We start from the raw sequence: 25,488 nt of genomic DNA, 5'->3' as shown, positions 1-25,488 counted from the left end.
GCTATGGCGAAAATCTTGGTAGTGGGCAGCATGAATATGGACATTGTCACACAGGTTGAGCGTCACCCCATTCCCGGCGAAACGATACAGGGCAACGAGACCCGTTTCTTTATTGGGGGCAAGGGGGCTAACCAGGCTGTTGCCGCGTCTCGCTCCGGAGCTTCGGTCGCTATGGCGGGTGCACTGGGCTCGGATTCCTTTGGGATCGACATACGCAGGGAATTGGCGGAGGCTAGGATTGATCTTGATCATGTTATCGAGAAGCCGTGTATGACGGGGCTTGCTTTGATTACAATCGATGGAGCAGGCGAGAACAACATTATTTTATCCTCAGGCGCTAATGGAAGGTATGGTGCAGACGAGGTAGATAAATTGGACCTCTCTGGTTTCGACGTCATTTTGCTGCAAAATGAAATATCATCGGCAGCCAATCAAAGGGTGCTGGATAAAGCGGCAGAGCAACGTATTCCGGTATTTATGAATCCAGCTCCAATTGACGGGTTTGACCAGAGCCAACTGAGCAAGGTCACTTTCCTCATTCTGAATGAGGTCGAGGCGGAGGAGCTGAGCGGCATCCGTATTGAAGGAAGCAGCCAGGCCCTGGAGGCCGGAAAGAAACTGCTTAATGACGGCATTCCTCATCTCATTATTACTTTGGGAAGCAAAGGCTCTATCTATATGGACCAATCCGGAAGGCAAATCACATTAACCGCATTTTCGGTTGACGTAGTGGATACGACAGCGGCCGGAGACACCTTCATCGGAGCGTTCGCAGCTAAATATGTAACGGGAGCGGAGCTGCGCGATTGTCTGTGCTACGCGACAGCGGCATCGGCGCTGGCTGTATCTGTACCAGGTGCCCAAAGCTCGATTCCGACAGAAGAACAGGTACAATCGTTTCTTACGGTGTAGAACAATAGGTTAATAAGACCGTTATAAAAAGGTAATATACGGGGTTTCTTTCCTGGAAAGGGACACCTGTATTCTCAGACTTTGGTGAGTTAACGCTTAGTCTTGTTAAAGTTATCCAAAAAGCAGCTCAGTAAGGTGAATAGGAGGTCGAACGATGAGGCATCCGGTTTTGAAAATGGAAGGCATCAGCAAGGAATTCCCAGGGGTCAAAGCGTTATCAGATGTTAGCTTTGAGCTCTATCCGGGCGAAGTCCATGCGCTTATGGGGGAGAACGGAGCAGGGAAATCCACGCTGATGAAAATTTTGTCCGGCGTATATTCACCGACGCAAGGAACGATCAGACTGAAGGGCAAAGAAGTGACATTCGGCAACCCGCTTGACGCCCAGCGGCAAGGAGTGTCCATTATCCACCAGGAATTCAATTTGTTTTCTAATTTGACAGCCGCGGAAAATATATTTATCGACCGTCCGGAAATGGTGGGCAAATTCGGCCGGATACAGTGGTCCAAAATGTATGACGAGGCGCAGCGTTTGGTTGATTCCATAGGGGGAGGTGAAATTGATGTCCGCCAGGAGGTCCGGCATCTTGGCGTTCACAGCCAGCAAGTAATCGAAATTGCGAAAGCGCTGTCTTTTCAGGCGGATGTGCTCATTATGGATGAACCGTCAGCGGCGCTTCCGGAAAACGAAGTGAAAAAAATGTTTGATGTGGTCAACCGGCTCCGGGCGCAGGGCGTAGCCATCGTGTATGTCTCTCACCGCATGAAGGAAATATTTGAAATTGCGGATAAGGTAACGGTGCTGCGGGATGGAGCCAAGATTGATACCCGTGGAATCGAAGAGGTTACCGAACAGAGCTTGATTCAAATGATGGTGGGCAAAGAGGTTGGCCAGCTATATCCGGTCAGGGAACAGAAGCACGATCAAGAGGTTGTGCTGAAGGTCGAGCAGTTGTCGCTCGATTCCGCACACTGTGTATCTTTTGAGCTGCGAAAAGGAGAGATATTAGGTCTGTTCGGCGTTCCGGGTTCGGGCACGCACACGATTGCCGAGCGTTTATTCGGTCTAAAGCGGGGAACGGGTGAAATCACTATTCGTGGCGCAGCGGTGAAAATCAATAATCCGAGTCAGGCCAAAGCAAAGAAGATTGCTTATGTTCCGCCGGATCGTCACCGCCAAGGCATCATTAAACCGATGTCAATTCGGCAAAATCTGTCCATTCCGATGCTGCCGCAGCTTTCAAAGTATACGGTGCTGGACGAGGCGCGGATTAAAGAGATGAGCAAGGAGTATATGGAGAAGCTTCGAATAAAAGCTCCCAACGATGGCCAAAGCGTAGACTTTCTGAGTGGCGGCAACCAGCAAAAGGTTGTGATTGGCAAATGGCTTGCAGCGAATCCCGATATTCTTATTCTGGAGGAGCCGACCCGGGGAGTTGACGTCGGAGCGAAGGCGGAGATCTACAATATTATTCATCAACTGGCCCAGGAAGGCTTGAGCATCCTGCTGATTTCGTCCGAAATGCCGGAGGTGATTGGACTCTGTGATCGGATCCTGGTGCTATACAAAGGCACGATCGTGCATGAATTTGCACATGGCGAGGCTGATCAGGAACAATTGCTGCAGCGTGCTTCACATCCGCTTTCAGAAGGAGGCCGCATATGAAACGCCTACTAAATGTGCATGAAGCGCCTATTATTTTATTTACCATTCTCGTTACGCTGTTGTTTTCCATTATATCTCCTGACTTCTTGCAATTCGAAAATATAAGGCTGATTCTGGATCAGAACATCTCCATGTTCATCGTGGCGATCGGGATGACGATGGTCATTCTGCTGGGGGGCATGGATTTATCCGTCGGCTCCGTGCTGGCAGTGACAGCGACTTCTGTCGGATTGTTTCTCAGCCATGGCATCCATCCATGGATTGCAGCCGCTATGGGGATATGCATCGGGGTTCTATGCGGCCTGGTCAATGGTTATTTCATTGCGGTTAGGAAAATACCGGACATCATCGTCACCTTGGCCACCATGTATATCTTCCGGGGCATTGCGGTAGGGATCAGCGGAGGAACCTGGATGACGAACTTGCCGGGAGGATTTCGATTCTTCGGACAAGGGTATTTGCTCGGCATTTCCTTCCCGCTGCTAATAGCCGTCATTCTTATCGCGGTCTTCATTTATTTAATGAAATTCGCCCGTGAGGGCCGAAGAATCTACTCCATTGGCGGGAATGGACCAGCAGCCAAGCTGGCGGGAATCAGCGTAGCCCGAACCAAGTTTAAGGTGTATGTATTAACCGGCTTGCTGGTCGGGATCGCCTCGGTTATTTTCGCAGCAAAGGTAGGAAGTGTGCAAGCCTCGACAGCAGGCAGCGGATTGGCGTTTGAAGTCATGGCAGCCGTTCTTATCGGCGGGGGAAGTATATTTGGAGGCGTCGGCACCATAGCCGGAACGATGCTGGGTGTGCTCTTTATGGGCATTGTCAAAAACGGGCTCATTATATCCAAGGTATCTCCTTTCTGGGTTGATGCCGCGACGGGTTTTCTGATTATTCTGGCAATTGTCATTAATACGCTGCAGCGTATAAGGCAAAACAAAGGAAAAGAGGGGGATTTGGTATGAGTACATGGACAAGCCGGTTCCCGCTTAGGGGAAATAAGCTGATCGTTCAAATGCTGCTGCTGCTCGTCATTATCGTGCTGTTCAGCTTCTTGTCTCCCTATTTCCTGACCGTCACTAACTTTATGAATGTGCTGAACCAGATGGTTGAAGTAGGGCTGATCGCCATACCGATGACCATGATCATCATATCCGGTGCCATGGATCTTTCGGTAGGCTCAATTCTCGCTTTCTCCGCTGTAAGTATGGGAGTTGCCTTTGAGCGGGGCCTCGATATATGGATCAGCGTGATCATTGGGCTGCTGGCTGGCTTGCTGTGCGGGGCGGTTAACGGCTATCTGATCGCAAGGCACCGCATGCAGGCGATCGTCGTCACCATTGGCATGCTCGTGATGCTGCGGGGTCTGGTCTACGTGATCAATCAGGGCAGACCCATTAGCGGCTTTCCGGATGCATTCTACTTTATGGGCCAGCAGTATGTCGGCGGCATTCCGGTTAATGCGATTTTCCTAGTGGTGATGTTCCTTCTGGCCAGCTTTGTCATGAAGAAAACAAGATTCAGCACTTATGTGTACGGCATTGGCAACAATGAAGAGGTTGTCCGCTACTCAGGTATCTCGGTCGTACGCATCCGGTTTATCCTCTTTATGCTTAGCGGATTGTTTTCGGCCTTGGCGGGTATATTTCTGGTGTCGCGTCTGGCAAGCGCAGAGGCGACATCGGGTACCAATATAGAGCTCGATGTCATTACAGCGACTCTGATAGGGGGCACACATATTTTTGGAGGAAGGGGGAGTCTTTCAGGCACATTTGTCGGGCTGCTAATCATCGTGTTTTTGCGTAATGGATTGAATCTGTTAGGTGTATCCGTGCTTTACCAGGCAGTCATATTAGGGGCATTGCTTCTGCTTGCTGTAGGAAACAAAAAATTCAATGGAGAGTGAAATCTATGAAAAAGCTGGCATTGACGTTACTGACGGGCGTATTGGCTTTGAATTTGGCAGCATGCGGAAGTACAAGCGGGAATCAAACGGATAACGGAGGCAAAACGAACCAGGGAGCTTCGGGATCCAGAACTTACTTTATGAATCCAAAGTCCATCGGCCCTGCTTATTGGGCGGCGGCTGAGAAGGGCGCGAAGAAGGCGGAGGCCGATTTGAAGGTAAAGGTTCTGTTCAATGCGCCGACAGAGGCGGATTCCTCCAAGCAAATTAATATGATTCAGGATATGCTGACCCGCAAAGTAAGCGGCATCGGCGTATCGCCCAATGATGCGAAAGCGGTAGGCCCTGTGTTCAAGAAAGCGGCAGGCCAAGGTGTCAACATTGTGACCTGGGACAGTGACGCGCCGGACACAGACCGCCAATATTATGTCGCTCCGGCTACAGACCAAGAAATCGGGGAGCTTCTGGCCAAAACGATCGGAGAGGAAATCGGCGGCAAAGGACAGGTAGCGTTCATGGTAGCCGGTCTTGGCTCACAAAACCAGATTGCCAAATCCAATGCGGCTAAAGCCTATTTTGCAGCCAACTATCCGGATATTGAGGTCGTAACGACCGTTGCAAGCGACGACGATCAACAGAAGGCGTATGCCAATGCGCAAAACCTGCTTCAAACCTATCCTGATCTGAAAGGCATTATCGGATTTGCAGGCGGCGAACCTCCTGCAGCCGCGGAGGTCGTGGAGCAAGCTGTAAAGGCAGGCACTTTGGAGAAGAACCAAGTGGCCATTACAGGCATTGCCGTGCCGAGCGTCGTGAAAAATTACATCAAGAACGGCACGATCAAAACAGATATTATTTGGGATCCGGGCAAGCTGGCTTACGTAACGGTCTATATTATGGATCAACTGGCTCAAGGCAAGGAAATCAAAGACGGCATGGAGATTCCGACGATTGGAACAGTGAAGGTAGACGGACAAAGCGTCTTTATTGGCACGCTTGAAGTCACGAACGATAATGTGGACAGTTTTGATTTCTAATAACACCCTTAGGAGGCGGCCTTAATGGAGTATAAGGTGCAGATAGAAGATTTAACGGAGGAGGCTTTTGCTCCCTATGGCAAAGTGGTGGATGTGCCGGCGATTGACCCTTCCAAATCCGGTGACGGGTGGGATTGCTGGAGCTATGTTCAAATGCTGGACGTATGGGAGCCCATCGGATTTGGACTTGTCGACACCAAGCGGCGCGAATTTGTCGTCACAGCCATGGAGAGGCATGTCAGCCGCGAAGAGCTTCTGCTTACCTTTGATCGTGAGATTGTGCAGCCTGTAGCATTGTGCATGGATATTGACAATCCGGATGAAAGCCCTGATGCTTCCACCGTCAAGTGCTTCCGAATCAAGCCCGGACAAGCTATCGTCATCCATCGGGGGGTCTGGCATAGCCCGGCCTACCCGGCTGCGGACGACGCCCGTTATATGTTCGGCATCGAGAAGAAAAAGGATAAATTCGGGGATGAGATGATCAATCCGTGGGTTGATTTTATGAACGGAAGCACTGTTCGATTCGAATAAGGGAGCAGGCACGGCTCCTGATACTCTTGCTTACGGCAGCTGCGGATTCATGCGGTATCAGGAGAGTGCTGCCACAAAGGAGAGAGAGAGATGAACCAAGAACAAAGAGTGATGGATTGGATCGAGAATCATCAAGATGAAATTATTCAATTTTTACAACAGCTTATTCAAATTCCGAGCGTGAACCCCTGGTTCTTCGAGGAGCCAGGGCCATCGAAAGAGAAGGACCTGCAACAATTTATTGCCGGCAAGCTGGAGAAACTGGGTGCGGACATCGAGATTTGGGAGCCCGTCGCTGATGAACTGAAGCAATATGAAGGCATGGCGGGCTATTATGCGGGAAGAGATTTTACGGGCAGACCCAATCTAGCGGCTACGTTTGGCAAAGGAACGGAAGGCAAGTCCCTGCTCTTATTTGGCCATATTGATGTCGTCATGGCAGGCTCAAAGTGGACGGTCGATCCGTTCGAGGGCAAAGTGATTGACGGGAAGATGTACGGCCGCGGCACCGTTGATATGAAGGGCGGAGTCGCAGCCATGATTATGGCCGTCGAAGCTATTCTTCGCAGCGGGTTTAAGCTTAAAGGTCCGGTTGTTGTCGGCACGGTCGTCGATGAAGAAGCGGGAGGCATGGGGGCGCTTGATTTCATCCACCATGGATATCGAGCAGATGCATGCATTTTGACAGAACCGACCTCGCTAACGATCGCCCCGCTGTGCCGTGGGATTTTATGGGGGAAGATCAAAATCCAAGGCCGCAGCGGCCATATTGAGATGCCGCAAGCGGATTGGCAGGACGGCGGCGCGGTGGATGCGATTAAGAAAGCGAGATATATTCTGGAGCATTTGGACCGCTTGAATGAGCAATGGGCTGTCAGCAAGACTCATCCCTACTTGGCGATCCCTTGTCAGGTGCATGTCGCGCAATTAAACGCTGGGGAATATCCGACCTCCTTCGCGAATGAGGCGGAAATCGTATTTAACGCGCAATACTTGCCATCGGAGCGTGACGAGAAGCTTGTAGGCGGCAACGTAAAGAAGGAATTGACGGACTTTCTGCGCGAGGTATCGGAATCAGATCCTTGGCTGCGTGAGCATATGCCGGAAATCGAATGGCTGGTGGATGCCGATTGTGCAGAAACGGATGTGTCTCATCCCTTTGTTCAGACTTGTGTACAATCCTTGAAGGCTATTGGAGAGGAAGGGAAGATCGAAGGATTGGGCTTCCATACCGATATGGGCTGGCCGGTGAACGTCGGCATTCCGACCGTTAACTTTGGACCAGGCGACCCAAGCCTTGCCCATCATAGCGACGAATTTACACCTGTCGATGAAGTGATTCAGGCGGTCAAGATGATTGCCAAAACGATTGTGGACTGGTGTGAAATCGCGGAGGCGTAAAAACGGGATCAAGACGGCCTGTAGGTATAGGGCCTGGTGATATACAATACGGAGGTGCTTGAACTGATGAAAATCTTATTTGTTGGCGAATCTTGGGTTGTGCATATGATTCATACGAAAGGTTATGACAGCTTTACCTCGACCAAGTACGAGGAGGGAGCAACCTATTTGCTGTCCTGTCTGCGTCAGGAGGGAATTGACGTCACCTATATGCCTGCGCATGAAGTACAGGTGCGCTTCCCTCAATCGTTGGAAGAGCTAAAAGCCTATGATGCGATTGTACTTAGTGACGTAGGGGCCAACACATTCCTGCTCCAAAATCCAACCTTCTATCAAATGCAAATCATTCCGAACGCCCTTGAGCTAATGAAGCAGTATGTCGCTGAAGGGGGCGGCCTGCTGATGGTTGGCGGTTACCTGACCTTCATGGGAATCGAAGGGAAAGCCAATTATAGAAATACGATATTGGCCGATGTGCTGCCGGTAGTCATGATGGACAAAGATGATCGGGTAGAGATGCCAAGCGGCTTCTCGCCTGTCGTATCGCAGCCGCATCCACTGGTAAATGATTTGGGAGAATGGCCTAGGCTGCTGGGTTATAATAAACTGTCAGCCAAGCCGGGGGCAGAGGAATTGCTAAGCCATGAAGGCGATGCCATTCTGACGGTCGGAACCTACGGAGCCGGCAAGACGGCAGCCTTTGCAAGCGATTGTTCGCCGCACTGGGGATCGTTGGAGTTTGTGAACTGGGAGCACTATTCGGCCTTTTGGTCCAAGCTTATCAAGTATTTGGATTAGCAGGCTAAACCCCGTGGAGGTTCGAGTCCTCTCGACCGCATCTATGAAGCAAAGCTGTTTTTCAAGTGGAAATTTAACTTGGAGAACAGCTTTTTTTCGTTCCTCTTCATGCAGAACTCGCGTTATACTAAACAGGAGGAACCGTTCAGCTTTAAGGTGAATTCAATGGAGTTGGATTTATAATATAAGACCTGTTAGCGGAAGTTACGGGCGAGTTATTTTGAATACAAGGGGTGTGATCCTGTGATAAAACCTCGAATAGGGTTTAGCTTTATGTTGTCGATGCTCGTTGTTGTGAGTTTGTCTGTTGGATGTCAACCAACGGATGAGGGGAATGTGGCTCAGCATCCGGTACCTGAGCAATCGGTGATTTCTTCGAATGAGAATACCCCGGAGACAGAGCTCCCTTCCGGCTCAGCTTCAGGAGGTGATGACACCGCGGGAAGCAGTGTCGTTGCAGTAGAGGATACGGACGTATCGCCCGATCATCAGACCGCTGAACCCGATGTGGATTTAGCGGATGTGACGGCGGTCCGGCTAATTAATCATAGCTCGGGCTGGATTGGCGGGGAAGGCTGGATTGCTTTTAGTGATAACGGTGGTACGGAATGGGAGGTTCAGGCTCAGCCGAAAGGCACGGTACGCCAAATTTTTGCGCTGAATGGCAAACAGGCCTGGACCGTGATGGAGAATAACGATCTGTATCGCACCACGGATGGCGGGGAGACGTGGATTCGGATTGGAAGCACGCCGAATGCCGGATTTCTCCATTTCATCTCGCCTGAAACGGGATTCAGCGGTCAAGCCAAAACCGAGGACGGAGGTAAAACCTGGAGCGACCAGGATATACCGGATACGACCGCCAGCAGCCCTGCCACGGGAGCTATCACCGATGGAGCTGCTGAAGCTCCCAAGAACGTAGGCGCTGTGTCTGGACCATTGTATGTTGTTAATACAAGGACCCATAACTAATTCATAACAAAGAAGACCGGAAACCTCCGGTCTTCTTTGTGTGGTTATGCCTCCATTCTCAGCGAGGAAGAGGCAGAACGATGAATATCATATCATTCATTAAGGGAGCTCTTTGAATATCATTCGGGAGCCTAGCCAAATACCAGCCGCAACTCCGAATAAGCCGAAGAGGGCCACCAGGACGATCAAATTAAAGGAGTGCCAGCCGAGCAGGAATCCAATGCCGCTTCCCATGGTTGTTCCGGTGAGCAATCCCAGTGCAGCGCCAATTTGTTTATGACGTAACGTCATATGTCTGTCACCTCAAAGTTAAGTATTGCGGTCTGAATGTTACTTGTATTCCCTGATCGTCTCGAAATATGCCATAACAGAAAATAAGCCCGGCTTAGCCGGAGCGATCCGACAAGCTGAGCATGGGTTGAAATATAAGTATGGTTATGGCATTACGGCAACTTCGATTAGGAATTTTGCTTTAATGCGCAATCTGCGAATAGAACAGATTTAGGGATACGGAAGAACTGCTCCGCTTTTTCCTGGAACGCTGGGGATGGTACGGTGCCCTGGTGCAGCCATTTGCGGAATGTGCCAGGATGCACGCCGATCCAGCGGCTGACATCGCTTACCGACAAATCATAAACCATGCACAGACCTGTCAGAATCCGGTTGCTAACCGGTGAGCGTGTCAGGGTGCGTTTCATGAAGCGGGAAGGTGCCGGCTGACAGATTAAAGGTGACTTGTCCAGCAGTTCCTCTCTGAAGAGTATGTGGCGGGGATAACCCAAGTAGTCACAAGCCTTCTCCAGGTTGTTTTTTCCGGGAACGCGTCCCTCATATACCCAGGCGCTGACACTACGGGAGGATACTCCCAGTTCCTCGGCCAATTGCGACAACTTGATATCGTTGGCCATAAGTACGGCTAGTAGGACGCGGTTGCGAATTTGGCAGCGGGTCGGCCGGCGAAAGCGCTTGACTCGCACACCTTTCCCCAAATATTTACGATTGATCAGGGACCACGCCTCAATGGAGTGTTTTTCTTGCTGCAGTTTTGTAGGCATAATTCCTCCGATTTTTTTAACACAATACTACAATATTCGACACTCACTTTTCAATAGCCAAACATAAAACAATTGTTTCCATTTCGTTGTTACATGATTTATAAGTCGGATGTAATGGTCCGATGGACCTACTCGTTTATTTAATTATTATAATGAATCGTTCGTCTTTTGACGTTTTTACTCGGGGTGAATCGCATGTATAACCAGAATATAAGAGGTTAAAGACGAACGATGGGAATGATTTAACTTGACTCATTCGTGAATTCGTTTTATATTAACTACGGTTGATAAAGAAAAAAGATGCTTGTTCGTATATCCCTGAAAATAAGGTTCAGGGGTTTCTACAAGGGACCTTAAATTCCTGACTACGAATAGGATGCGCAAGCATACCTATTCGGAGCAGGATTTTTTTTGTGCCCGGAAGTGTTGTGCGCAAAGCGACAGTCAAACACACAGGGGGATATGATGAGCAAATATGATGTTATCGTTGTTGGTGCCGGTCCGGCTGGCATTTTCGCTTGTTATGAACTGACATTGAAGTCACCAGGAAGCAAGGTGCTGCTGGTTGACAAGGGACATGATATTTACCGGAGAAGCTGCCCGATCCTGGAAGAGAAGATTAAGCTCTGTCCACCGGCAGTAGGACGCAAGGAATTTGCCGGTTGTTTGCCGGCTTGTTCGATTACAGCCGGGTTTGGTGGGGCGGGAGCATACAGCGACGGCAAATTCAACATCACCACGGAGTTTGGCGGCTGGATGACCGATTATTTGCCTGGCTCCAAAGTCATGGAGCTCATCCAATATGTCGACGCCATCAATCTGGAGCATGGAGCGACACCTGCCATTACGGACCCGACAACCCATGCGATTCGGGATATTGAACACCGTGGATACGCAGCGGGCCTGAAGCTGCTTCGCGCTCAGGTAAGACATCTTGGAACTGAGCAGAATTTGGAGATTCTAAAGTCGATATATGAATATTTGAAGACAAGAATTGATATGGCTTTCCGGGCGGAAGTCGAGGACATTGTCACCGTCAAAGAAGACGGAACCCACCGTATTACCGGTATCACAATGAAAGGCGGGGAGGTCCATGAGGCGAATTTAGTGATGGTTGCCCCTGGGCGTGACGGCTCAGCCTGGTTGACCGGTATATTAAAAAAACGCAGATTGAAAATGCATAATAACCAAGTGGACGTGGGCGTTCGGGTGGAAACCTCGGATGTGGTCATGCGCGAGATCAATGAGCATTTGTATGAAGGCAAATTCATCTTTAACACCTCGGTTGGAACCCGGGTGCGTACGTTCTGCAGCAATCCTTCCGGTCATGTTGTGGTTGAGAACCATAGTGGAGTTATGGCAGCCAATGGCCATTCCTACAAAGATCCGGCTTTGGGATCAGCCAATACGAACTTTGCGCTGCTCGTATCCCATAAGTTTACGGAGCCGTTTGACAAGCCTAACGAATATGCGCGTGAAATATGCAAGCGGGCTAACGATCTATCCAGCGGCGGGGTCATTGTACAGAAATACGGTGACGTGCTCCGCGGTCGGAGATCCACCGATGGCCGAATTCGTGAAGGGTTCCTGGAGCCGACGCTGAAGGAAGCGGTTCCTGGAGATCTTGGCTTGGTGCTGCCGTACAACACTATGAAAAGCCTGATCGAGATGGTCGAAGCGCTTGATAAAGTCACGCCGGGGATCGCATCGGAGCACACGCTGTTCTACGGGGTGGAGGCCAAGTTCTACTCCGCAAGACCGAAGCTGTCGGAGTCTTTCGAGACGGAAATCAAGGGTCTTTATTGTGGCGGGGATGGTGCCGGAATTACCAGGGGGCTTGCTCAGGCAGGAGCCGCCGGCGTCTGGATTGCCCAGAACATGCTGAACCAATTAGGTTCGTGATTTTAGCGGTTGTTCCCTTAAATAGAATTCGATTTCAGGAGCGCGTTCTGGCGTAAGTCAGAACGTGCTCCTATTTGGCTAGATCTGGCGCAGCTGATATGTCCGCTATGTTGGTGGTAGCGATTTCTTTTTCCGGACGAACGGGGTATGATAGATACGAAAGATTTACATAAATGCTAGAGATGGAGGAACGGACGATGATTAAACATATTGTTTTTTTCAAATTGAAGGATTCATCCGCCGAGAATATTGAGAAGACGGTGCAGGTGCTGCGTGATATGGATGGCAAGATTCCGATGCTAAGATCCCTTGAGGCGGGTGCCGATGTTATTCGCTCCGAGCGCTCTTATGATTTGGCTTTGATCGTTGAAGTGGACAATCTTGAAGATTTACAAGCATATGCCGTTCATCCTGTTCACCAGGAAGTGATCCAATACATCAATACGGTGAAAGATCATACGCTTAGCGTTGATTTTGAAGTGTAGGCAATGATATAGACTTTACAACAACAGGCTGGAGGAGATTTGCGGTGTATTATGTGAATCAAGAACAAATTGAACGGCGTCTGAGCGCGATTCCCGAAATCGCGGAAGGATTGCGTGCTGCGGCACAATCATGGGACGGAGGCCTGGTGCTGGGCTTAGTTCAGGAACGAGCGCTTCATTTGGCGATCGAAGTCGTAACGGATGTCGGCAGCTACTTGATTGACGGATTTATTATGCGGGATGCCAGCAGTTATGAAGATATCATGGATATTAATCATGAGGAAAAGGTGTTCCCTGAAGAGGTTCATAAGGTGCTGCTGGAGCTGGTTCGATTGCGTAAACCGCTCGTGCAGGACTACTATGATTGGGACAGGCATGCGCTTCATTCTTTAACCCCGATTTTGCCTGATGTGCTGGAGCAGTTTGCGGGAAATGTCCGTGAGTATTTAAAGAACGAGATGTACTGAGGCTTGTATAGTTTTAAAAAAGAGATATTCATGACGCGCCATGGGCTCTTCCATACGATTCATCCATAACAGACCGTTCAGGTAATCCCTGAACGGTCTGTTTTTTTGTTGTCTTTATCTCAAGCGGCTGGGATGTTCCGAAGTTGTAGGGGATACTCGTGGTTTTTCTCTGCTGGAATAAAAAAATCGCCGATGTTGTGTCAAGACAAGCCCATACTGCTTATAATGCATCAAGCGACTAGGCATTCGCCCGGTCGGACGAAAGGAGGAGTTCCCGATGACAGAATGGAGTGCGCTGGCCGCTGCTATCGGCATCGTTCTGATCGCGGTTGCGGCGGTGGTCATGATGGTGTCGGTTAAAAAGCTGATCGGGCGGGCCGAGACCATGCTGGGCAGGCTTGAGGAAGACAGTAGCCGATTGAGTAAGGAAGCCTCGCAGGTGCTGGAGCAGGCATCGGTCTCGTTAGAGATGATTCAGCGTCAGCTGGCAGCGAGCGAAGCTATTGCCGCTTCCATGTCCGATGCTGCGTCAGCGGTAGCCAAGACGGCCGATGCGGTTCATGCTGTAGGGAAAAAAGCTTCCATAACTGCCATTGAGCATCTGGAACGTGCTCGCCTCGATAATGAACGGCAGATCGGGGAGGTGTTCCGGTGGGTTGATGCCGGAATGACGCTTTGGCATTCATGGAACAAATACACCTCCAAGTCCGACGAAGGGCAAGCCAAATAGAAGGAGAGATGGAATATGAAAGAGAAGAGCAAAGGGCTCCTCTGGGGAGTATTGATCGGCAGTGTTGCAGGTTCTGTTACCGCACTTCTTCTGGCTCCAAAATCCGGCAAAGAGCTTCGGAATGACATTGCCGACGGCGCCCGCGGCATCGGCACCAAGGTGCAGGAGGCAGCAGAGAAGGTAGGAGAGCAGGGCGTTAACCTGATCGGCATTATGACGGATCGGGCAGAGAATGTGATCTCCGACATTCAGTCCTGGCGCAATCGGCAAGAAAGCTGGATGGCAGATGAGGAAATTGCACAGGTCTCCGCGTTTGATGAGGATTTTGAAGAAGAGGTTAATGTGTCCACTGCTGCCGAAGTGAAGGTCAACGATTAATCCGGGATCAGATGACCGCTTCAGCACTCATTTACGAGGATAAGGATCATATCAAAATACATGAAGGCCGGGGCGGCAATGAGCCCCGGCTTTGTTGTGTATAAACGATTCGAAATAAAGCCCCGATTACTGCCCTTTGCTCCTGTAATGGAAATTCGGCGAACGGATGTCGTTAGGATAAGAGGTGTGGAAAATATGGGTTGTAGCCGGCGAGACCGGAGGAATCAACCAACTCCAATCCCCTGTGAGCTCCCGCCCGGCTTGCTGTTCGCGCTGTTCAAACAAACCGAATTGGGCTGCTGCCGAATGATGGTCCACTATGCTGACGCCCGCTTTTTTGTAGGAATAGAGCACGGCAGCATTGAGTTCAACCAATGCGCGATCCCTCCATAAGGTAGTTTCGCTGGAAGTATCCTGCCCCATCAGCTTGGAAATAAGCGGAAGCTTGTTGTAGCGCCCTTCATCTGCAAGGTTACGGGCTCCGATTTCGGTTCCCATATACCAGCCGTTGAACGGTGCTGCCGTATACATAATGCCGCCGATTTCAAGCAGCATGTCTGAGATGAGAGGCACCCCATACCATTTTATCCCTTCCGCTTTAAGAGCAGGAAGTTCGGGATGCTCCAAAGGGACTTCCAGCACGTAGGATTTCGGTATCGCAAGCCACTCCGGCGGCTCATTCCCCTGCTGCACAACCAGCGGCAGCACATCATAGTCGGTCAAGTCTCCCTGCCACCCCAGCTCCATGCATTCCTTCGTGAAGGATAGGGAAGCCGGATCGCCAATCGTCCCGTCCGCCGTTTCGTAACCGGCATACCGAATCAACTGGTGGTTTTTGATAATAAGCGGGGCCTCCCCTGGACGTGCAGCCTTGAAAATCGTAATCGTAGGCATGATTTTCCCGCCATTGGTGGCACTCTCGATATGGTGAAGGAGTGCCGAGAAAATGTCAGAGGTCTCCGTTAAGTGCCTGGCATCGAATACCTTGAGGCGATCCCAAAACAGTCTGCCGATACAGCGGTTGCTGTTTCGCCAAGCCATTTTGGCTCCATGCGTCAGTTCCTCAAGTGTATGCTCATATGTACCTGTCAGCTCGATCTGTGAGCGGATGTTCATGAGCCGGTCCTCGACTTCTTCCGGGGTGCGGTTTAATTCAGCATAACAAAGCTCGATAAACGGCTTCGCAGCTTCCATAAGGTCGGTATGATGTATGTTGTCATTCACGTAGAATTCTCCTTTACTATACGCGCGCTTATTATAGTATAAACTACCTGCGGTCAGCGACCGGAGCAAGAGTCCTACAATTACTTGAACAATTAACCAACGGTCTTTTGGGAGCGGTGCCCTTGTTGAAGATAGGGGGGAATTGGGGTAAGATTTAAGGTACATTTCGATCCGAAATGACATATGGTATCACTGTAAACCATGAATTTGACAAGAAGGAAGCGGTGGGTTCGTGCAGCAAGCAATCGCAATACTAGACTCGGGTGTCGGCGGGCTGACTGTCGCTAAAGAAGTGATGAGACAGCTCCCGAGAGAGAAAATTATTTATTTCGGAGATACAGCCCGCGCACCCTACGGACCCCGTACGCCGGAAGAAGTCCGTTTATTTACGGAGCAAATTGTAGATTATTTAATTCAGTATGATCCTAAAATGATTGTGATCGCCTGTAATACGGCTACGGCGGCGGCGCTTGATTATATTTCGTCCAAAGTGCCTGTACCGGTCATCGGTGTCATTCACCCAGGGGCGCGTGCCGCCATAAGCGCAACAAAGACCGGTAACGTCGGCGTCATCGGTACTGTCGGAACCATTGGCAGCGGAGCATATACAGCGGCTCTGAAACAGCTCTCGCCTTACGTCGAGGTGGAAAGTCAAGCCTGTCCCGAACTGGTACCGCTCGTCGAACACGGATTGTTCCGATCCAAGGATGCCTTGCAGGTGGTGCAAGAATCTTTGAGAGGCATCAAGGATACCTCCATTGATTGCCTGATCCTGGGCTGTACTCACTATCCGTTCCTGATGAATACGATCCAGAAGGTTATGGGGCCGTCCGTGAAATTGATCAGCTCCGCCGATGAGACGGCTCGCGAGGTCAGCACGATTCTGTACGATAAAGGCCAGCTCGCGAGCAGCATGGAGAGCCCGGTGCATCAATTTTTCTGTACAGGAGATCCGGTCATTTTTCAGAGCATTGCGACCGAATGGCTCGGAGAGTATATCAAGCGGACGCCTGTTGTCTGGCAAATTACGAAGCTATAATTCACATTCATACCTTAGAGCTTATCAAGAATGAATAAGAGCAAGCAAGCGCAGGCAGGACAAGGGATAACACCTTGTTCTGCCTTCATTATTTCCAGTGCTAAGTTTCCAAAAGGATAGGGATATCGGAGCCTTTTTTGATCTTTTGCATCATACATGTTGGACAACCGGCTGCTCATATACATGGAATGGACGCTAATTGAAGCGGCTTTGCCGCGGAAAGGAATCCATTATGCAGCAATATGTCGTACAGAAAGGCGACACGCTAAGACGCGTGGCTGCCAGATATAGTCTGGCGTATGAACAGCTGATTACGGCGAATCCATGGGCGGCGCAGCAGCCGTATCTCCAGCAGGGGCAAATGCTCTATCTTCCTGCATCGTTGCGCCGAAGGTATATCATTCAGGAACATGATACCTTTGATAGTATTGCCAGTACGTTCCGGTTTCGGAAGGAAGCCTTGGAAGAACTGAATCCCGGATTATCAGCTCATCATTTGCCACAGGGAAAAACGATCGTTCTGCCGGGTACCACGCATAGGCATTTGATACGATTAACCGGCGAATACGGACCGGGGGATCTGGAACGTGATATACAAGAGATGCAGCTTCGCTACCCTGTTATCGAGTGGAGTGTCATCGGCCGAAGTGTGCTCGGCAAACCCATTTATGCGGCCAAAATCGGCAAAGGCCCTAAGAACCTTCACATCAATGCAGCACTGCATGCCAATGAATGGATCACAACCCCTTGTCTGATGCGATTCATGGAGGAATATAGCAAGGCTTTATCGCAAGAGTCACCGGTTTATTTTCAGGATCCGCATGCGTGGTACCGGAACTATACGTTATGGATCGTGCCGATGGCGAACCCGGATGGGGTAGAGCTTGTCCAAGAAGGCGTTACCCCTTCTCATCCATATTATGAGCGTCTGCTCGAATGGAATGGCGGGCGCGAGGACTTTCGCCGCTGGAAGGCTAATATTAACGGCGTGGATTTGGGGGATCAATTCCCTGCGCATTGGAATGAGGAAGTCGCGCGGAGGGGCAAGATCCATCCGTCGCCGCAGGATTATGCGGGGACAAAGCCGCTAAGTGAGCCAGAAGCCGAGGCCGTCTATCAGCATACGTTATCGATATCTCCGGAACGGGCCATTTCCCTGCACAGCCAAGGCAGGGAAATCTATTGGAATTATAGGGACTACGAACCTCCGGAGAGTGAGGACATGGCCCGAAGATTAGGTCAGGCCGGCGGTTACAGGCCGGTGAAGCTGCAGGGCAGCGATGCAGGATACAAGGATTGGTTCATTCAGCATTACCGGAGGCCGGGATTTACTGTGGAGATTGGTTATGGGATGAATCCGCTGCCGCTTGAGGATTTCGAGGATCTGTGCGTCGAGGTGGGTTCTATTCTAGCTGCGTTTATGTCTTTGGAATAAGATCGTTTGAAACGAATAGGTTTATTCAACGTATAAAATATAGAAGAATACGGCCGCTGCTTTAATGGATCACAAGGCAGTGGCCTCTTTTCGCGCTTTTATTGAAGCAGCCACCGGAATACCGTGTTTCCGGGATTTCTTAGAGATTTGCTAATTGGGTAATGATATAGACATGCTGCTTGGAATGGAGGGAACAATATGAAGTGGAGAAGATTATGGTCGCTTCGGCGCTGGTCGCATGTATTCCAGCGGATATTCGGGTATTTAGCCTCTTCCCGGGTTGCACTCGGGGACAAGCTGTTATTTCTGGTCCCCGTTGTGCTGTACTGGGTGCTGCCGGACTTTATGCCTTTGCTGCCGATCGATGACATCGGAGTCACGATGCTGCTGATGAACTGGTTCGTATCCCGTGTCGAACGGAAATATCCAGGTCTGATCGGTGAGGACCAGGGCCCTGCCAAGCGCGTACGGTAAATGAGACTCGGGCGGTAACAATACGGATCGGACCCTTGCGAAAAAGTTGGCAGGGGTCTACAATAACATATTGAATGAAACATCCGTGAGGAGATGAATATACGTGAAATGTAAAATTACCCGTAATGCCGCCAAGGTGTTAAAGCGAGAGCTGGACAAGGAAGAGAACAAGGATAAGAAACTCCGCGTGCTGGTTACCCATGCGCATGGCGATCATGCCCACTACGGCCTGGATCTGGACACGCCTAAGGAAAATGATGTCATCGTATCCACAGATAAAGAGATCGACGTCATTTTGGAGGCAGGACAACCTTTCCTGGACGGCGTCAAAATCGACTATCTTTATTTTCCTGAGGAAGGCTTTGTAATTACGAATCCGTCCCAGGGCAATCACGGCGACCACTAGGTTACTTCAGAATAAAGAAGGTAATGTACAATGGCTAATGATATTCGAGTCTGCGAGAAGTGCAGACATACGAAGTTGAAGACAATGATCCCAAAAATTAAGAAAATGGTACCGGATGCCGACATTAAGATCGGCTGTAAATCCTATTGCGGTCCTTGCGGCAAACGAGCATTTATGTATATCAATGGCCGTTACGTCAGCGCGCCTACAGAGGATGAAGTGCTGGCAAAGGCGCTGCCTTTTGTGAAATAACAAACAAACAGGCTGTTTAACACATCTGCATTGAAGTTAAAGTGGAATTCCCATTCTACGGGTATAGTTCCTGGCTCAGCCATCCATGCTAAGAGGGCAACGGGAACAACAACTTTAGAAGGGAGCATCCGTCATGAACAGTCACGATTCCAGTCTACACTCCAACAGTCCCAGCAACAGCGCGCTAGATTCCGTGGAGAAGCTGCACCGTGCCGTATCCTCGGCAATGTCCCATCCGACGGAACAGCTGATTCAGCAAGCGGAGAATTCGTTATCCCATACGGAGCAAGCGGTTTCCCAGGTAATTGAGCAGGGAAATCGAAACGCGGTGGAATTGGCGGAAGAGTTGTTAGGCGATGAGAAGGAACGTCTGTCCAAGCTTCGTTCAGCTAAAAAGTAGTTTAGGATCCTGTGCAGTCCGTTCAATAGCTTTCGAGCTAATGAACGGGCTTTTTTACATATTGATATACGTATTTGAATTATATACTTGATTCCGATATATATTTTTGTTAAATTGTTGTCATGGATAGAACAAGTTTAATTAAAGGGCATTTGGAAATGTGCGTATTGGCCATTCTGAGTCATGGCAAGAGTTATGGTTACGAGATCATGAAGGAGCTGGAGAAACACCGACTGAAATTGAAGGGAGTAGGAAGCATATATCCAATCCTTTCCAAGCTGAAAGATCAGGGATGGGTGACGGATACGAGAGAGCTTAGCGAGAGCGGTAAAGCCAGAGTGTATTATGAAATAACGCCTAGTGGAGATCTGTTTCTGGACAAGAAGATTCAGGAGTGGCAGGAGCTGCAGCAGGATATTCGGTCATTGCTTTCATCGAATGTGCAGCGTTTTGAAGATGGCGTGGAACAGGAGAGCCAGAGATCATGATATTATCCTATGAAGAAGAACAATTTATCGTGGCCGTTCGCCGCGAGTTGAAACGGTACGAAATGACGTCAAGCCAGGTAGAGGCCGTTGTCGAACAGATCCAGGAGCATCTGGAGGCAAGCCGGGAGCACGGGGAGAATGGTCTTGAAGATCTGGGCTCTCCCAATATGTATGTCAGGGATTATGCAGAGGTGCAAGGTTTGGTTAGAGTACAAGACGCCAGGGATCTCGAGTCTGTTCCTGAAGAACCGGAACCGCGTAGCGGGCGGCTTAGTGTATGGGGCTTTATGAAATATCCACTGGTCTTTGCGGCCGTTTATATCCTATGTCAGCTGTTGTTTTCCTTCTCATTAACGACGGCATGGGTGAAGGGGTTTGAGATAACCGGCTTCAATCTGTTGTACCGGATATCCGATCAGATGTGGTGGAATATGATGTTGATCGTATCCAGCCTTTCGATATCGGTGCTCGTTACGATTCTGGTCTACGTCTTCGGTAAAAGAAAACATAGACGTGCCCTCCGTTTTACAGAAGGAGGAAGCGTGTTATGAGAAAGAAGTGGACGTATGTCGTTGTAACCGTTCTGGCATTTCTACTTCCGACATGGGGGAACGTTGTCGAAGCGGATGAAGGCATGACCGATAAGGTTGACCTCTACATGAAAGCGATGATGGAGGAATATCAAATTCCGGGCCTTTCCGTTGCCATCGTACAGGATGGGGACACGCTGTTTACATACAGTTATGGCGTTACAGCAGAAGGCAGCACGGTCAGCTCCAATACTCCATTTTTCCTCGGATCCATCTCCAAATCCATGACGGCGTTAGGGATTGTCCAGCTTGTGGAGTCGGGCAGGGTCGACTTGGATGAGTCCATTGGGACCTATCTGCCATGGTTTGCGGCCGAAGCGTCTTCCGAGGCGTCGTCAATAACGATAAGGCAATTGCTCGCTCAGACGAGCGGATATAGTACATATACGGGCATGGAGTATTCCGATGTGGGTGCGAAGCATGCTTCTGCCCTGAAAGAGAATGTGCGCAATCTCTCTCACGCGAAGCTTACTAGAGCGCCAGGGGAACAACATCAATACAGTAACGCCAATTATATGATCCTGGGTGCAGTTCTGGAGGAGGTGTCGGGGCAATCCTATGCCGATTATATGGAGCAGCATGTGTTTGGCCCGCTGGGCATGAGTACGGCTGCAGCCGATGAGGAGCGGGCGATCCGGGTTTGAACAAGGGTATCAATTCTGGTTCGGCTATGCGCGAGTGAGCAGCGTTCCCTATGACAATAGCGGTGCTTCTTATGGTTATATCACGGCGAGTATCGACGATATGGCACGGTATGTCCAATTTTTGCTCCAAGATAACGACATGTTGCTTCGTCGAGAATATAAGGATCTGCTCCTGTCGCCTTTAGTTCAGCATCGACCGGATCGCGCCTATGGTTTTGGCTGGAGAATAAGTGAGACGGACCAAGGCGAGACTCTGGTATGGCATTCCGGATCAACGCCGGAGGCACGGGCGGAAATCTTCTTCATCCCTGATCGGGGCGTAGGGGCCGTTATTTTAACCAACAAGAATCACGTTTTGGAGGAAGCCAGATTGTCTCAGGTCTCCAAGGATTTGAGGGGGATACTAGACGGACAAGACCCGAAACCTCCTTCCGCTGGAGTCCATCCGATGATTTGGGGATTGGCGGGAACTTTGTTCATCCTGCTCGCTATTCTGATATGGTTGCTGCTAAGAATGAAAAAACGCAACTTGAAGTTATATCTCACGCTTCCGCTGAGTTTGGTTCTATTTGCGATGTCAGCTGGCATCATTCCGCTCTTCACGCGTCTGACAAGCTCCCCTTGGAATTCCATACGACTCTTTGCACCTGACATTGCCTATATGACACTCGGGATTGTAGCTAGCCTGGCATGGATGGGGCTTGTGCTGATGTACGGAACGCTTGTCAATCGGAGAAAACATCTTGAGTCGGTTACCCGCCGGGCTTGATATAAGAAATGTTACCAGTAAAAAGATGATTCTTCATAAATGCAGCTAGGCGTGCCTCTTCTGACACGCCTAGCTCAAAAAACCAACCAGGCTGATGGATATGATCAGCCTGGTTGGTTTGGTTTAAAGCAGCCCCAGTCAACAGCGATCAGAGGCTGAACAAAATTTGAAATTTACTATTTTAGGCCCGGTTATCGGGCATTCGCTTCGCCCTGTGATTTAAATAACTTCAGCAGGTCATACGTGATCACTTGATCGGAAATACGCAGCTGCTCCTGTGTCTTATCATAACCTTCACGGCAGGCCTGAATATCGGTCGGCTGACGCGTCGCAAGATCGTAGCAAGTTCCCCCTTCAAGTCCGGCCGTTTCGGTTGGCAGGTAGAACACTTTCTCATCGGAGAATGCGCCGCTGCGCAGCGGAATTAGACGCGGCTTGTTATCCAACAGATGGCTTCCGATCCAGTAATACGGTTCTTTTGGCACGCCGAGAAGATGAAGAATACTTGGTGTCACGTTCATCATGCCAGCGGCTTCAGGATATACTCCGGCTTGCTTCCCATCAGGCAGGCGGATGAGCAGGGGAACCTGATTCATGATTTGCTCCATGTCGAGTGCATTCAGTTCTCGTCCCAGGAATTTCTCATAGTCCGCTTTTTCTTTGATCGAATTGTCGTGATCCCCATAGATGATCAATATGGTGTTATCCCACAGTCCTTGCTGTTTCATCTGCTCGACAAACTGGCCGAATGCTTCGTCAACATAGTGGATCGACTGCAAATAGTTCCCGAATATCGATCCTTCAAAAGCCCCTGTATCCAGCTTCGCCCCATCCTTGGGGACATAATACGGATGATGGCTCGTTAACGTAATCAGGAAGGAATAGAAGGGCTCTTTGATGCCTTTCATCGCATCCAGCGATTGCGCGAAGAACGCTTTGTCGCTCAATGACCATCCCTGCACATCGTTCATTTCAAAATCTTTCTTGCTGTAAAACCGGTCGTAATTCATTTCTCGGTACATTGTGGTACGGTTCCAGAAGCTGCTGTCATAGGCATGGAACACGTTTGCGCCATAGCCCTGTTCTTTCAGAATCTCCGGAAGGGTATCGTACTCGCGATCAGCATATCGCGTAAATACGGAACCTGTAGGCAGCGGAAGCAAGGAACTGTGCGTGACAAAGTCCGCGTCGGACGTTCGCCCTTGACCGGTTTGATGATAAAAATTGCTGAAATACATACTGTCCTTCATCAAACGGTTGAAGTTAGGGGTGATTTCCTGCCCCCCGATCGACTGGCCGATGACAAAATTCATGAAGGCCTCCGTCTGAATCATGATGACATTGCTGCCTTTATACTTGCCGAACAAGGCGTCCGTATCGGACGGTTCCATACGTTTAGCATCAAACCATGCCTTGATCTGATTGATTTCCTCTTCCGGAAGCTTGGGCTGCCCCACGAGATGATCTCGTCCATAACGGTAGATATCATAACCGTGAAAGCCGATCAGTCCCGTCACATTATACAGCGTAATATTCCACCAATTGCCTTCAAAGAGGCCAACGGCCCATGTATTGGACGCTTTCTTGATCGGAATGAAAGTCATGACCATGCCGAGGATGAACACAAGTGTGCCTGTTACCAAACGGCGAATGATCCGGTTCCGCCGATGCTGGCGATATTCACCCGGGAGTGCGTAGGTTCCAAAGGTGGATCTCCGTTTGCGGAACACCATCACGGCAGTAAATGGGACGATCATAAGCCAATCGATAAAAAAGAACAGATCAGACGCATGAATCAGGGAACGAATGCTATCCCCGAGGGAACCGACTTGTCCGGCCTGCATAAGTACCGGCACTGTAATGAAATCATCGAAGTAGCGATAATAGATCAAATCGGCGTACAGAATCCCCGTCCAGAAGAGATTTAATAAAGTTAAGGCCGCAAGCCGGCCTCTTGCCGGAAGCCACAAGGTCCAGAAGGAGATCAGCAGGAGCGAGCCAACAGCGATCACATAGTCTGCCTGATCCAGCTTCATGTTGGTAATATGGAGATGATGATCAAGCATGATCAGCTTGTACATCATGAGGATAAGGAATAATAAATATGCGGTGTATCGGTAATGCAGCCCTTTGGAGACCCTGCTTCGGATATCGCTCCATGATGGGGATGAGAGCACGTGGGTATCCTCCTTTTTTCAAAAACATCCTTTTATTATAGCTTGGCCCGGATGACCGAGCAAAAAAGCCGCCCAAGGGCGGCGATTGCAGGAAGCGTCATTTCGTTATTCCGCCGATTTGTTACGAGGCGGCAAGGGGCCCAGGTATTGATAATACTGGCATTCGATCCGGCCATTGAACAGCTTGCGGCGCTTGTCCGCCTTGCGGCCGAAGTAATGCTCAAATTGCTTGGTCGGGCTAAGTGCGAAGAAGGACCAGGTCGGGAGTGAATGCGTTACGGATCCGAGCTGGCGGATGAGACGTTCAACCTCCTCTTTCTCGCTTAACCGCTCGCCATAGGGTGGATTGGTGATAAAACAACCATATTCACCTTCAGGTATGGCTTTGGCTGCAGGGAGCACTCTAAAGTCGATTTCGCCAGCAAGTCCCGCACTTTTGGCGGCGGCTTTGGCTACTTCGATCGCTTTCGGGTCGATATCGCTTCCGGCGATATGCAGCGGAATATCGTCCTTCACAGCGTCAAAAGCCTCCTCGCGTGCATCTTCCCAGAGGTTGTCTCCAATGATATCCCAATGCTCGGACGGAAACGAGCGGCGCAGGCCGGGCGCAATATTCCAGGCCATCATCGCGGCTTCGATCAGAATGGTGCCCGAACCGCAGCATGGGTCATACAGCGGACGATGCGGGCCCCAACGGCTTAATTGCAGCAGGGCGGAAGCCATGGTTTCCTTCAGCGGAGCTTCCGTAACCAGCTTGCGGTAGCCACGTTTATGAAGGGCTGGTCCCGTAGTATCAAGGGTCAGTATGGCTCGATCCTTCAAGAGAGAAACCTCGACTACATAACGGGGGCCGTCCTCGGGAAACCATTCCGTACGGTGCGAGAGCTTCAGCTTCTCCACGATTGCTTTTTTCACGATGCCCTGACAGGCGGGAACGCTGCTAAGCTGCGATTTATGGGAACGCCCTTCCACAGGAAATTCGCCATCCGCCGGAATCCACTCTTCCCATGGAAGAGCTTTGGTTCCTTCAAAGAGTTCGTCGAAGGTAAAGGCTTTAAACTCACCCATCTTGACGAGAATACGGTCCGACGTCCGGAGCCACAGATTGCAGCGGCAAATATCAATCAGGTCACCTGAAAAGGTAACTCTACCATTCTCTACTTCCATGTCGGTGTACCCGAGCTCTTTCAACTCGCGGGCAACGACGGCTTCCAGCCCCATCGGGGCCGTCGCGATCAATTGTAATCGAGGCATTAACGATGTCAACTCCATTTAACATGTGTACGGCGATAGTCGCCGCCGGTTCAATCTATATAGTATAGGCGATTGCATTGACTAAGACAATTATCATAT

Annotated in this window: 29 protein-coding genes and 1 riboswitch; of the genes, 24 read left to right on the top strand and 5 right to left on the bottom strand. The window is 50.0% G+C overall.

Features of this window, described 5'->3' with window-relative positions; all coding sequences use genetic code 11:
* The first annotated feature begins 3 nt into the window (after positions 1-3).
* From MKY48_RS24295 to MKY48_RS24255, 9 genes are all read left to right on the top strand, one after another.
* Positions 4-912 (top strand): ribokinase, encoded by a 909-nt coding sequence (locus tag MKY48_RS24295; RefSeq protein WP_339266881.1) that lies wholly within the window; start codon positions 4-6, stop codon positions 910-912.
* A gap of 154 nt (positions 913-1,066) precedes the next feature.
* Positions 1,067-2,578 (top strand): sugar ABC transporter ATP-binding protein, encoded by a 1,512-nt coding sequence (locus MKY48_RS24290; RefSeq protein WP_098748093.1) that lies wholly within the window; start codon positions 1,067-1,069, stop codon positions 2,576-2,578.
* Complete coding sequence (locus MKY48_RS24285) at positions 2,575-3,537, top strand: ABC transporter permease (RefSeq protein WP_339291326.1); 963 nt, start codon at positions 2,575-2,577, stop codon at positions 3,535-3,537. Before MKY48_RS24290 ends, MKY48_RS24285 begins: the two co-directional genes overlap by 4 nt.
* On the top strand, positions 3,534-4,478 hold the full coding sequence (locus MKY48_RS24280) for an ABC transporter permease (protein WP_076325688.1): 945 nt from the start codon (positions 3,534-3,536) through the stop codon (positions 4,476-4,478). Before MKY48_RS24285 ends, MKY48_RS24280 begins: the two co-directional genes overlap by 4 nt.
* A gap of 5 nt (positions 4,479-4,483) precedes the next feature.
* Positions 4,484-5,515: an autoinducer 2 ABC transporter substrate-binding protein gene (locus MKY48_RS24275; protein ID WP_339291325.1), complete on the top strand. Its 1,032-nt coding sequence runs from the start codon at positions 4,484-4,486 to the stop codon at positions 5,513-5,515.
* Between the two features lie 24 nt (positions 5,516-5,539).
* Positions 5,540-6,049 (top strand): ureidoglycolate lyase, encoded by a 510-nt coding sequence (locus tag MKY48_RS24270; protein ID WP_098748085.1) that lies wholly within the window; start codon positions 5,540-5,542, stop codon positions 6,047-6,049.
* A gap of 90 nt (positions 6,050-6,139) precedes the next feature.
* A complete protein-coding gene (locus tag MKY48_RS24265) occupies positions 6,140-7,450 on the top strand; it encodes an ArgE/DapE family deacylase (protein ID WP_339266873.1) in 1,311 nt (436 codons plus the stop codon).
* A 66-nt stretch (positions 7,451-7,516) separates the two neighbouring features.
* A complete protein-coding gene (locus MKY48_RS24260) occupies positions 7,517-8,248 on the top strand; it encodes a glutamine amidotransferase (RefSeq protein WP_339291322.1) in 732 nt (243 codons plus the stop codon).
* Between the two features lie 243 nt (positions 8,249-8,491).
* Entirely contained in the window at positions 8,492-9,220 is a 729-nt protein-coding gene (locus MKY48_RS24255; RefSeq protein ID WP_339266871.1) for a hypothetical protein, read from the top strand.
* A gap of 99 nt (positions 9,221-9,319) precedes the next feature.
* Here the strand turns inward: MKY48_RS24255 and MKY48_RS24250 are convergent, their stop codons facing one another.
* Both MKY48_RS24250 and MKY48_RS24245 read right to left on the bottom strand, forming a co-directional pair.
* A complete protein-coding gene (locus MKY48_RS24250; protein ID WP_339291320.1) occupies positions 9,320-9,511 on the bottom strand; it encodes a hypothetical protein in 192 nt (63 codons plus the stop codon).
* 167 nt (positions 9,512-9,678) lie between these two features.
* A complete protein-coding gene (locus MKY48_RS24245; RefSeq protein ID WP_339291318.1) occupies positions 9,679-10,275 on the bottom strand; it encodes a helix-turn-helix transcriptional regulator in 597 nt (198 codons plus the stop codon).
* 288 nt (positions 10,276-10,563) lie between these two features.
* Positions 10,564-10,663, top strand: a riboswitch (purine riboswitch).
* A gap of 77 nt (positions 10,664-10,740) precedes the next feature.
* Between MKY48_RS24245 and MKY48_RS24240 the strand changes: the two genes are divergently transcribed.
* The 5 genes from MKY48_RS24240 to MKY48_RS24220 all read left to right on the top strand — a co-directional run bounded on the left by MKY48_RS24240 (position 10,741) and on the right by MKY48_RS24220 (position 14,237).
* Positions 10,741-12,177 carry an NAD(P)/FAD-dependent oxidoreductase gene (locus MKY48_RS24240; protein ID WP_339291317.1) on the top strand — a complete coding sequence of 479 codons (1,437 nt, stop codon included), beginning with the start codon at positions 10,741-10,743 and terminating at the stop codon, positions 12,175-12,177.
* A 197-nt stretch (positions 12,178-12,374) separates the two neighbouring features.
* Positions 12,375-12,662: a Dabb family protein gene (locus tag MKY48_RS24235; protein WP_076325696.1), complete on the top strand. Its 288-nt coding sequence runs from the start codon at positions 12,375-12,377 to the stop codon at positions 12,660-12,662.
* Between the two features lie 44 nt (positions 12,663-12,706).
* Complete coding sequence (locus tag MKY48_RS24230) at positions 12,707-13,129, top strand: HepT-like ribonuclease domain-containing protein (RefSeq protein ID WP_339291315.1); 423 nt, start codon at positions 12,707-12,709, stop codon at positions 13,127-13,129.
* Between the two features lie 277 nt (positions 13,130-13,406).
* The gene (locus MKY48_RS24225) at positions 13,407-13,859 is read left to right on the top strand and encodes a DUF948 domain-containing protein (protein ID WP_339291313.1); all 453 of its coding nucleotides are present in this window, start codon (positions 13,407-13,409) and stop codon (positions 13,857-13,859) included.
* A gap of 15 nt (positions 13,860-13,874) precedes the next feature.
* Positions 13,875-14,237 (top strand): YtxH domain-containing protein, encoded by a 363-nt coding sequence (locus tag MKY48_RS24220; RefSeq protein WP_339291312.1) that lies wholly within the window; start codon positions 13,875-13,877, stop codon positions 14,235-14,237.
* A 126-nt stretch (positions 14,238-14,363) separates the two neighbouring features.
* Here the strand turns inward: MKY48_RS24220 and MKY48_RS24215 are convergent, their stop codons facing one another.
* On the bottom strand, positions 14,364-15,431 hold the full coding sequence (locus tag MKY48_RS24215; RefSeq protein WP_339293551.1) for a nitric oxide synthase oxygenase: 1,068 nt from the start codon (positions 15,429-15,431) through the stop codon (positions 14,364-14,366).
* A gap of 262 nt (positions 15,432-15,693) precedes the next feature.
* Between MKY48_RS24215 and racE the strand changes: the two genes are divergently transcribed.
* The 10 genes from racE to MKY48_RS24165 all read left to right on the top strand — a co-directional run bounded on the left by racE (position 15,694) and on the right by MKY48_RS24165 (position 21,958).
* Positions 15,694-16,500, top strand: a complete 807-nt coding sequence (gene racE / locus MKY48_RS24210; RefSeq protein WP_339291311.1) for a glutamate racemase — start codon at positions 15,694-15,696, stop codon at positions 16,498-16,500.
* Positions 16,501-16,732: 232 nt separating this feature from the next.
* On the top strand, positions 16,733-17,935 hold the full coding sequence (locus MKY48_RS24205) for a M14 family metallopeptidase (RefSeq protein ID WP_339291310.1): 1,203 nt from the start codon (positions 16,733-16,735) through the stop codon (positions 17,933-17,935).
* A 198-nt stretch (positions 17,936-18,133) separates the two neighbouring features.
* Entirely contained in the window at positions 18,134-18,409 is a 276-nt protein-coding gene (locus tag MKY48_RS24200) for a hypothetical protein (protein WP_215158683.1), read from the top strand.
* A 103-nt stretch (positions 18,410-18,512) separates the two neighbouring features.
* Entirely contained in the window at positions 18,513-18,815 is a 303-nt protein-coding gene (locus tag MKY48_RS24195; RefSeq protein WP_076325703.1) for a heme biosynthesis protein HemY, read from the top strand.
* A gap of 30 nt (positions 18,816-18,845) precedes the next feature.
* Positions 18,846-19,067, top strand: coding sequence for a DUF1450 domain-containing protein (locus MKY48_RS24190; protein ID WP_076325704.1), 222 nt, complete (start codon positions 18,846-18,848; stop codon positions 19,065-19,067).
* A gap of 133 nt (positions 19,068-19,200) precedes the next feature.
* Positions 19,201-19,467 carry a hypothetical protein gene (locus MKY48_RS24185; protein ID WP_076325705.1) on the top strand — a complete coding sequence of 89 codons (267 nt, stop codon included), beginning with the start codon at positions 19,201-19,203 and terminating at the stop codon, positions 19,465-19,467.
* Positions 19,468-19,589: 122 nt separating this feature from the next.
* Positions 19,590-19,955, top strand: a complete 366-nt coding sequence (locus MKY48_RS24180) for a PadR family transcriptional regulator (RefSeq protein ID WP_215158681.1) — start codon at positions 19,590-19,592, stop codon at positions 19,953-19,955.
* Positions 19,952-20,506, top strand: coding sequence for a hypothetical protein (locus MKY48_RS24175; RefSeq protein ID WP_215158680.1), 555 nt, complete (start codon positions 19,952-19,954; stop codon positions 20,504-20,506). Before MKY48_RS24180 ends, MKY48_RS24175 begins: the two co-directional genes overlap by 4 nt.
* Entirely contained in the window at positions 20,503-21,189 is a 687-nt protein-coding gene (locus tag MKY48_RS24170; RefSeq protein ID WP_339291307.1) for a serine hydrolase domain-containing protein, read from the top strand. Before MKY48_RS24175 ends, MKY48_RS24170 begins: the two co-directional genes overlap by 4 nt.
* Positions 21,164-21,958: a serine hydrolase domain-containing protein gene (locus tag MKY48_RS24165; protein WP_339291306.1), complete on the top strand. Its 795-nt coding sequence runs from the start codon at positions 21,164-21,166 to the stop codon at positions 21,956-21,958. Before MKY48_RS24170 ends, MKY48_RS24165 begins: the two co-directional genes overlap by 26 nt.
* 191 nt (positions 21,959-22,149) lie before the next feature.
* On the opposite strand, the gene MKY48_RS24160 is transcribed toward MKY48_RS24165, so the two are convergent.
* Positions 22,150-24,135 carry an LTA synthase family protein gene (locus MKY48_RS24160; RefSeq protein WP_339291304.1) on the bottom strand — a complete coding sequence of 662 codons (1,986 nt, stop codon included), beginning with the start codon at positions 24,133-24,135 and terminating at the stop codon, positions 22,150-22,152.
* A gap of 105 nt (positions 24,136-24,240) precedes the next feature.
* A complete protein-coding gene (locus MKY48_RS24155; RefSeq protein ID WP_339291302.1) occupies positions 24,241-25,389 on the bottom strand; it encodes a class I SAM-dependent RNA methyltransferase in 1,149 nt (382 codons plus the stop codon).
* Positions 25,390-25,488: the final 99 nt, after the last annotated feature.

It is taken from the genome of Paenibacillus sp. FSL W8-0187, assembly GCF_037969755.1.
Taxonomy (GTDB): Bacteria; Bacillota; Bacilli; order Paenibacillales; family Paenibacillaceae; genus Paenibacillus_AQ.
Note: the sequence above shows the minus strand (reverse complement) of the source record. Positions and strands in the feature narration are given on the sequence as shown.

Bases quoted from the DNA above. Each gene is read 5' to 3' on its own strand.
- MKY48_RS24185 (WP_076325705.1), top strand. From the start codon at position 19,201: ATGAACAGTCACGATTCCAGTCTACACTCCAACAGTCCCAGCAACAGC.
- MKY48_RS24265 (WP_339266873.1), top strand. From the start codon at position 6,140: ATGAACCAAGAACAAAGAGTGATGGATTGGATCGAGAATCATCAAGAT.
- MKY48_RS24280 (WP_076325688.1), top strand. From the start codon at position 3,534: ATGAGTACATGGACAAGCCGGTTCCCGCTTAGGGGAAATAAGCTGATC.
- MKY48_RS24225 (WP_339291313.1), top strand. From the start codon at position 13,407: ATGACAGAATGGAGTGCGCTGGCCGCTGCTATCGGCATCGTTCTGATC.
- MKY48_RS24175 (WP_215158680.1), top strand. From the start codon at position 19,952: ATGATATTATCCTATGAAGAAGAACAATTTATCGTGGCCGTTCGCCGC.
- MKY48_RS24190 (WP_076325704.1), top strand. From the start codon at position 18,846: ATGGCTAATGATATTCGAGTCTGCGAGAAGTGCAGACATACGAAGTTG.
- MKY48_RS24245 (WP_339291318.1), bottom strand. From the start codon at position 10,275: ATGCCTACAAAACTGCAGCAAGAAAAACACTCCATTGAGGCGTGGTCC.
- MKY48_RS24155 (WP_339291302.1), bottom strand. From the start codon at position 25,389: ATGCCTCGATTACAATTGATCGCGACGGCCCCGATGGGGCTGGAAGCC.
- MKY48_RS24295 (WP_339266881.1), top strand. From the start codon at position 4: ATGGCGAAAATCTTGGTAGTGGGCAGCATGAATATGGACATTGTCACA.
- MKY48_RS24240 (WP_339291317.1), top strand. From the start codon at position 10,741: ATGAGCAAATATGATGTTATCGTTGTTGGTGCCGGTCCGGCTGGCATT.
- MKY48_RS24270 (WP_098748085.1), top strand. From the start codon at position 5,540: ATGGAGTATAAGGTGCAGATAGAAGATTTAACGGAGGAGGCTTTTGCT.
- MKY48_RS24260 (WP_339291322.1), top strand. From the start codon at position 7,517: ATGAAAATCTTATTTGTTGGCGAATCTTGGGTTGTGCATATGATTCAT.
- MKY48_RS24215 (WP_339293551.1), bottom strand. From the start codon at position 15,431: ATGGAAGCTGCGAAGCCGTTTATCGAGCTTTGTTATGCTGAATTAAAC.
- MKY48_RS24165 (WP_339291306.1), top strand. From the start codon at position 21,164: ATGAGGAGCGGGCGATCCGGGTTTGAACAAGGGTATCAATTCTGGTTC.
- MKY48_RS24275 (WP_339291325.1), top strand. From the start codon at position 4,484: ATGAAAAAGCTGGCATTGACGTTACTGACGGGCGTATTGGCTTTGAAT.
- MKY48_RS24290 (WP_098748093.1), top strand. From the start codon at position 1,067: ATGAGGCATCCGGTTTTGAAAATGGAAGGCATCAGCAAGGAATTCCCA.
- MKY48_RS24250 (WP_339291320.1), bottom strand. From the start codon at position 9,511: ATGACGTTACGTCATAAACAAATTGGCGCTGCACTGGGATTGCTCACC.
- MKY48_RS24220 (WP_339291312.1), top strand. From the start codon at position 13,875: ATGAAAGAGAAGAGCAAAGGGCTCCTCTGGGGAGTATTGATCGGCAGT.
- MKY48_RS24170 (WP_339291307.1), top strand. From the start codon at position 20,503: ATGAGAAAGAAGTGGACGTATGTCGTTGTAACCGTTCTGGCATTTCTA.
- MKY48_RS24235 (WP_076325696.1), top strand. From the start codon at position 12,375: ATGATTAAACATATTGTTTTTTTCAAATTGAAGGATTCATCCGCCGAG.
- MKY48_RS24180 (WP_215158681.1), top strand. From the start codon at position 19,590: ATGGATAGAACAAGTTTAATTAAAGGGCATTTGGAAATGTGCGTATTG.
- MKY48_RS24200 (WP_215158683.1), top strand. From the start codon at position 18,134: ATGAAGTGGAGAAGATTATGGTCGCTTCGGCGCTGGTCGCATGTATTC.
- MKY48_RS24205 (WP_339291310.1), top strand. From the start codon at position 16,733: ATGCAGCAATATGTCGTACAGAAAGGCGACACGCTAAGACGCGTGGCT.
- MKY48_RS24285 (WP_339291326.1), top strand. From the start codon at position 2,575: ATGAAACGCCTACTAAATGTGCATGAAGCGCCTATTATTTTATTTACC.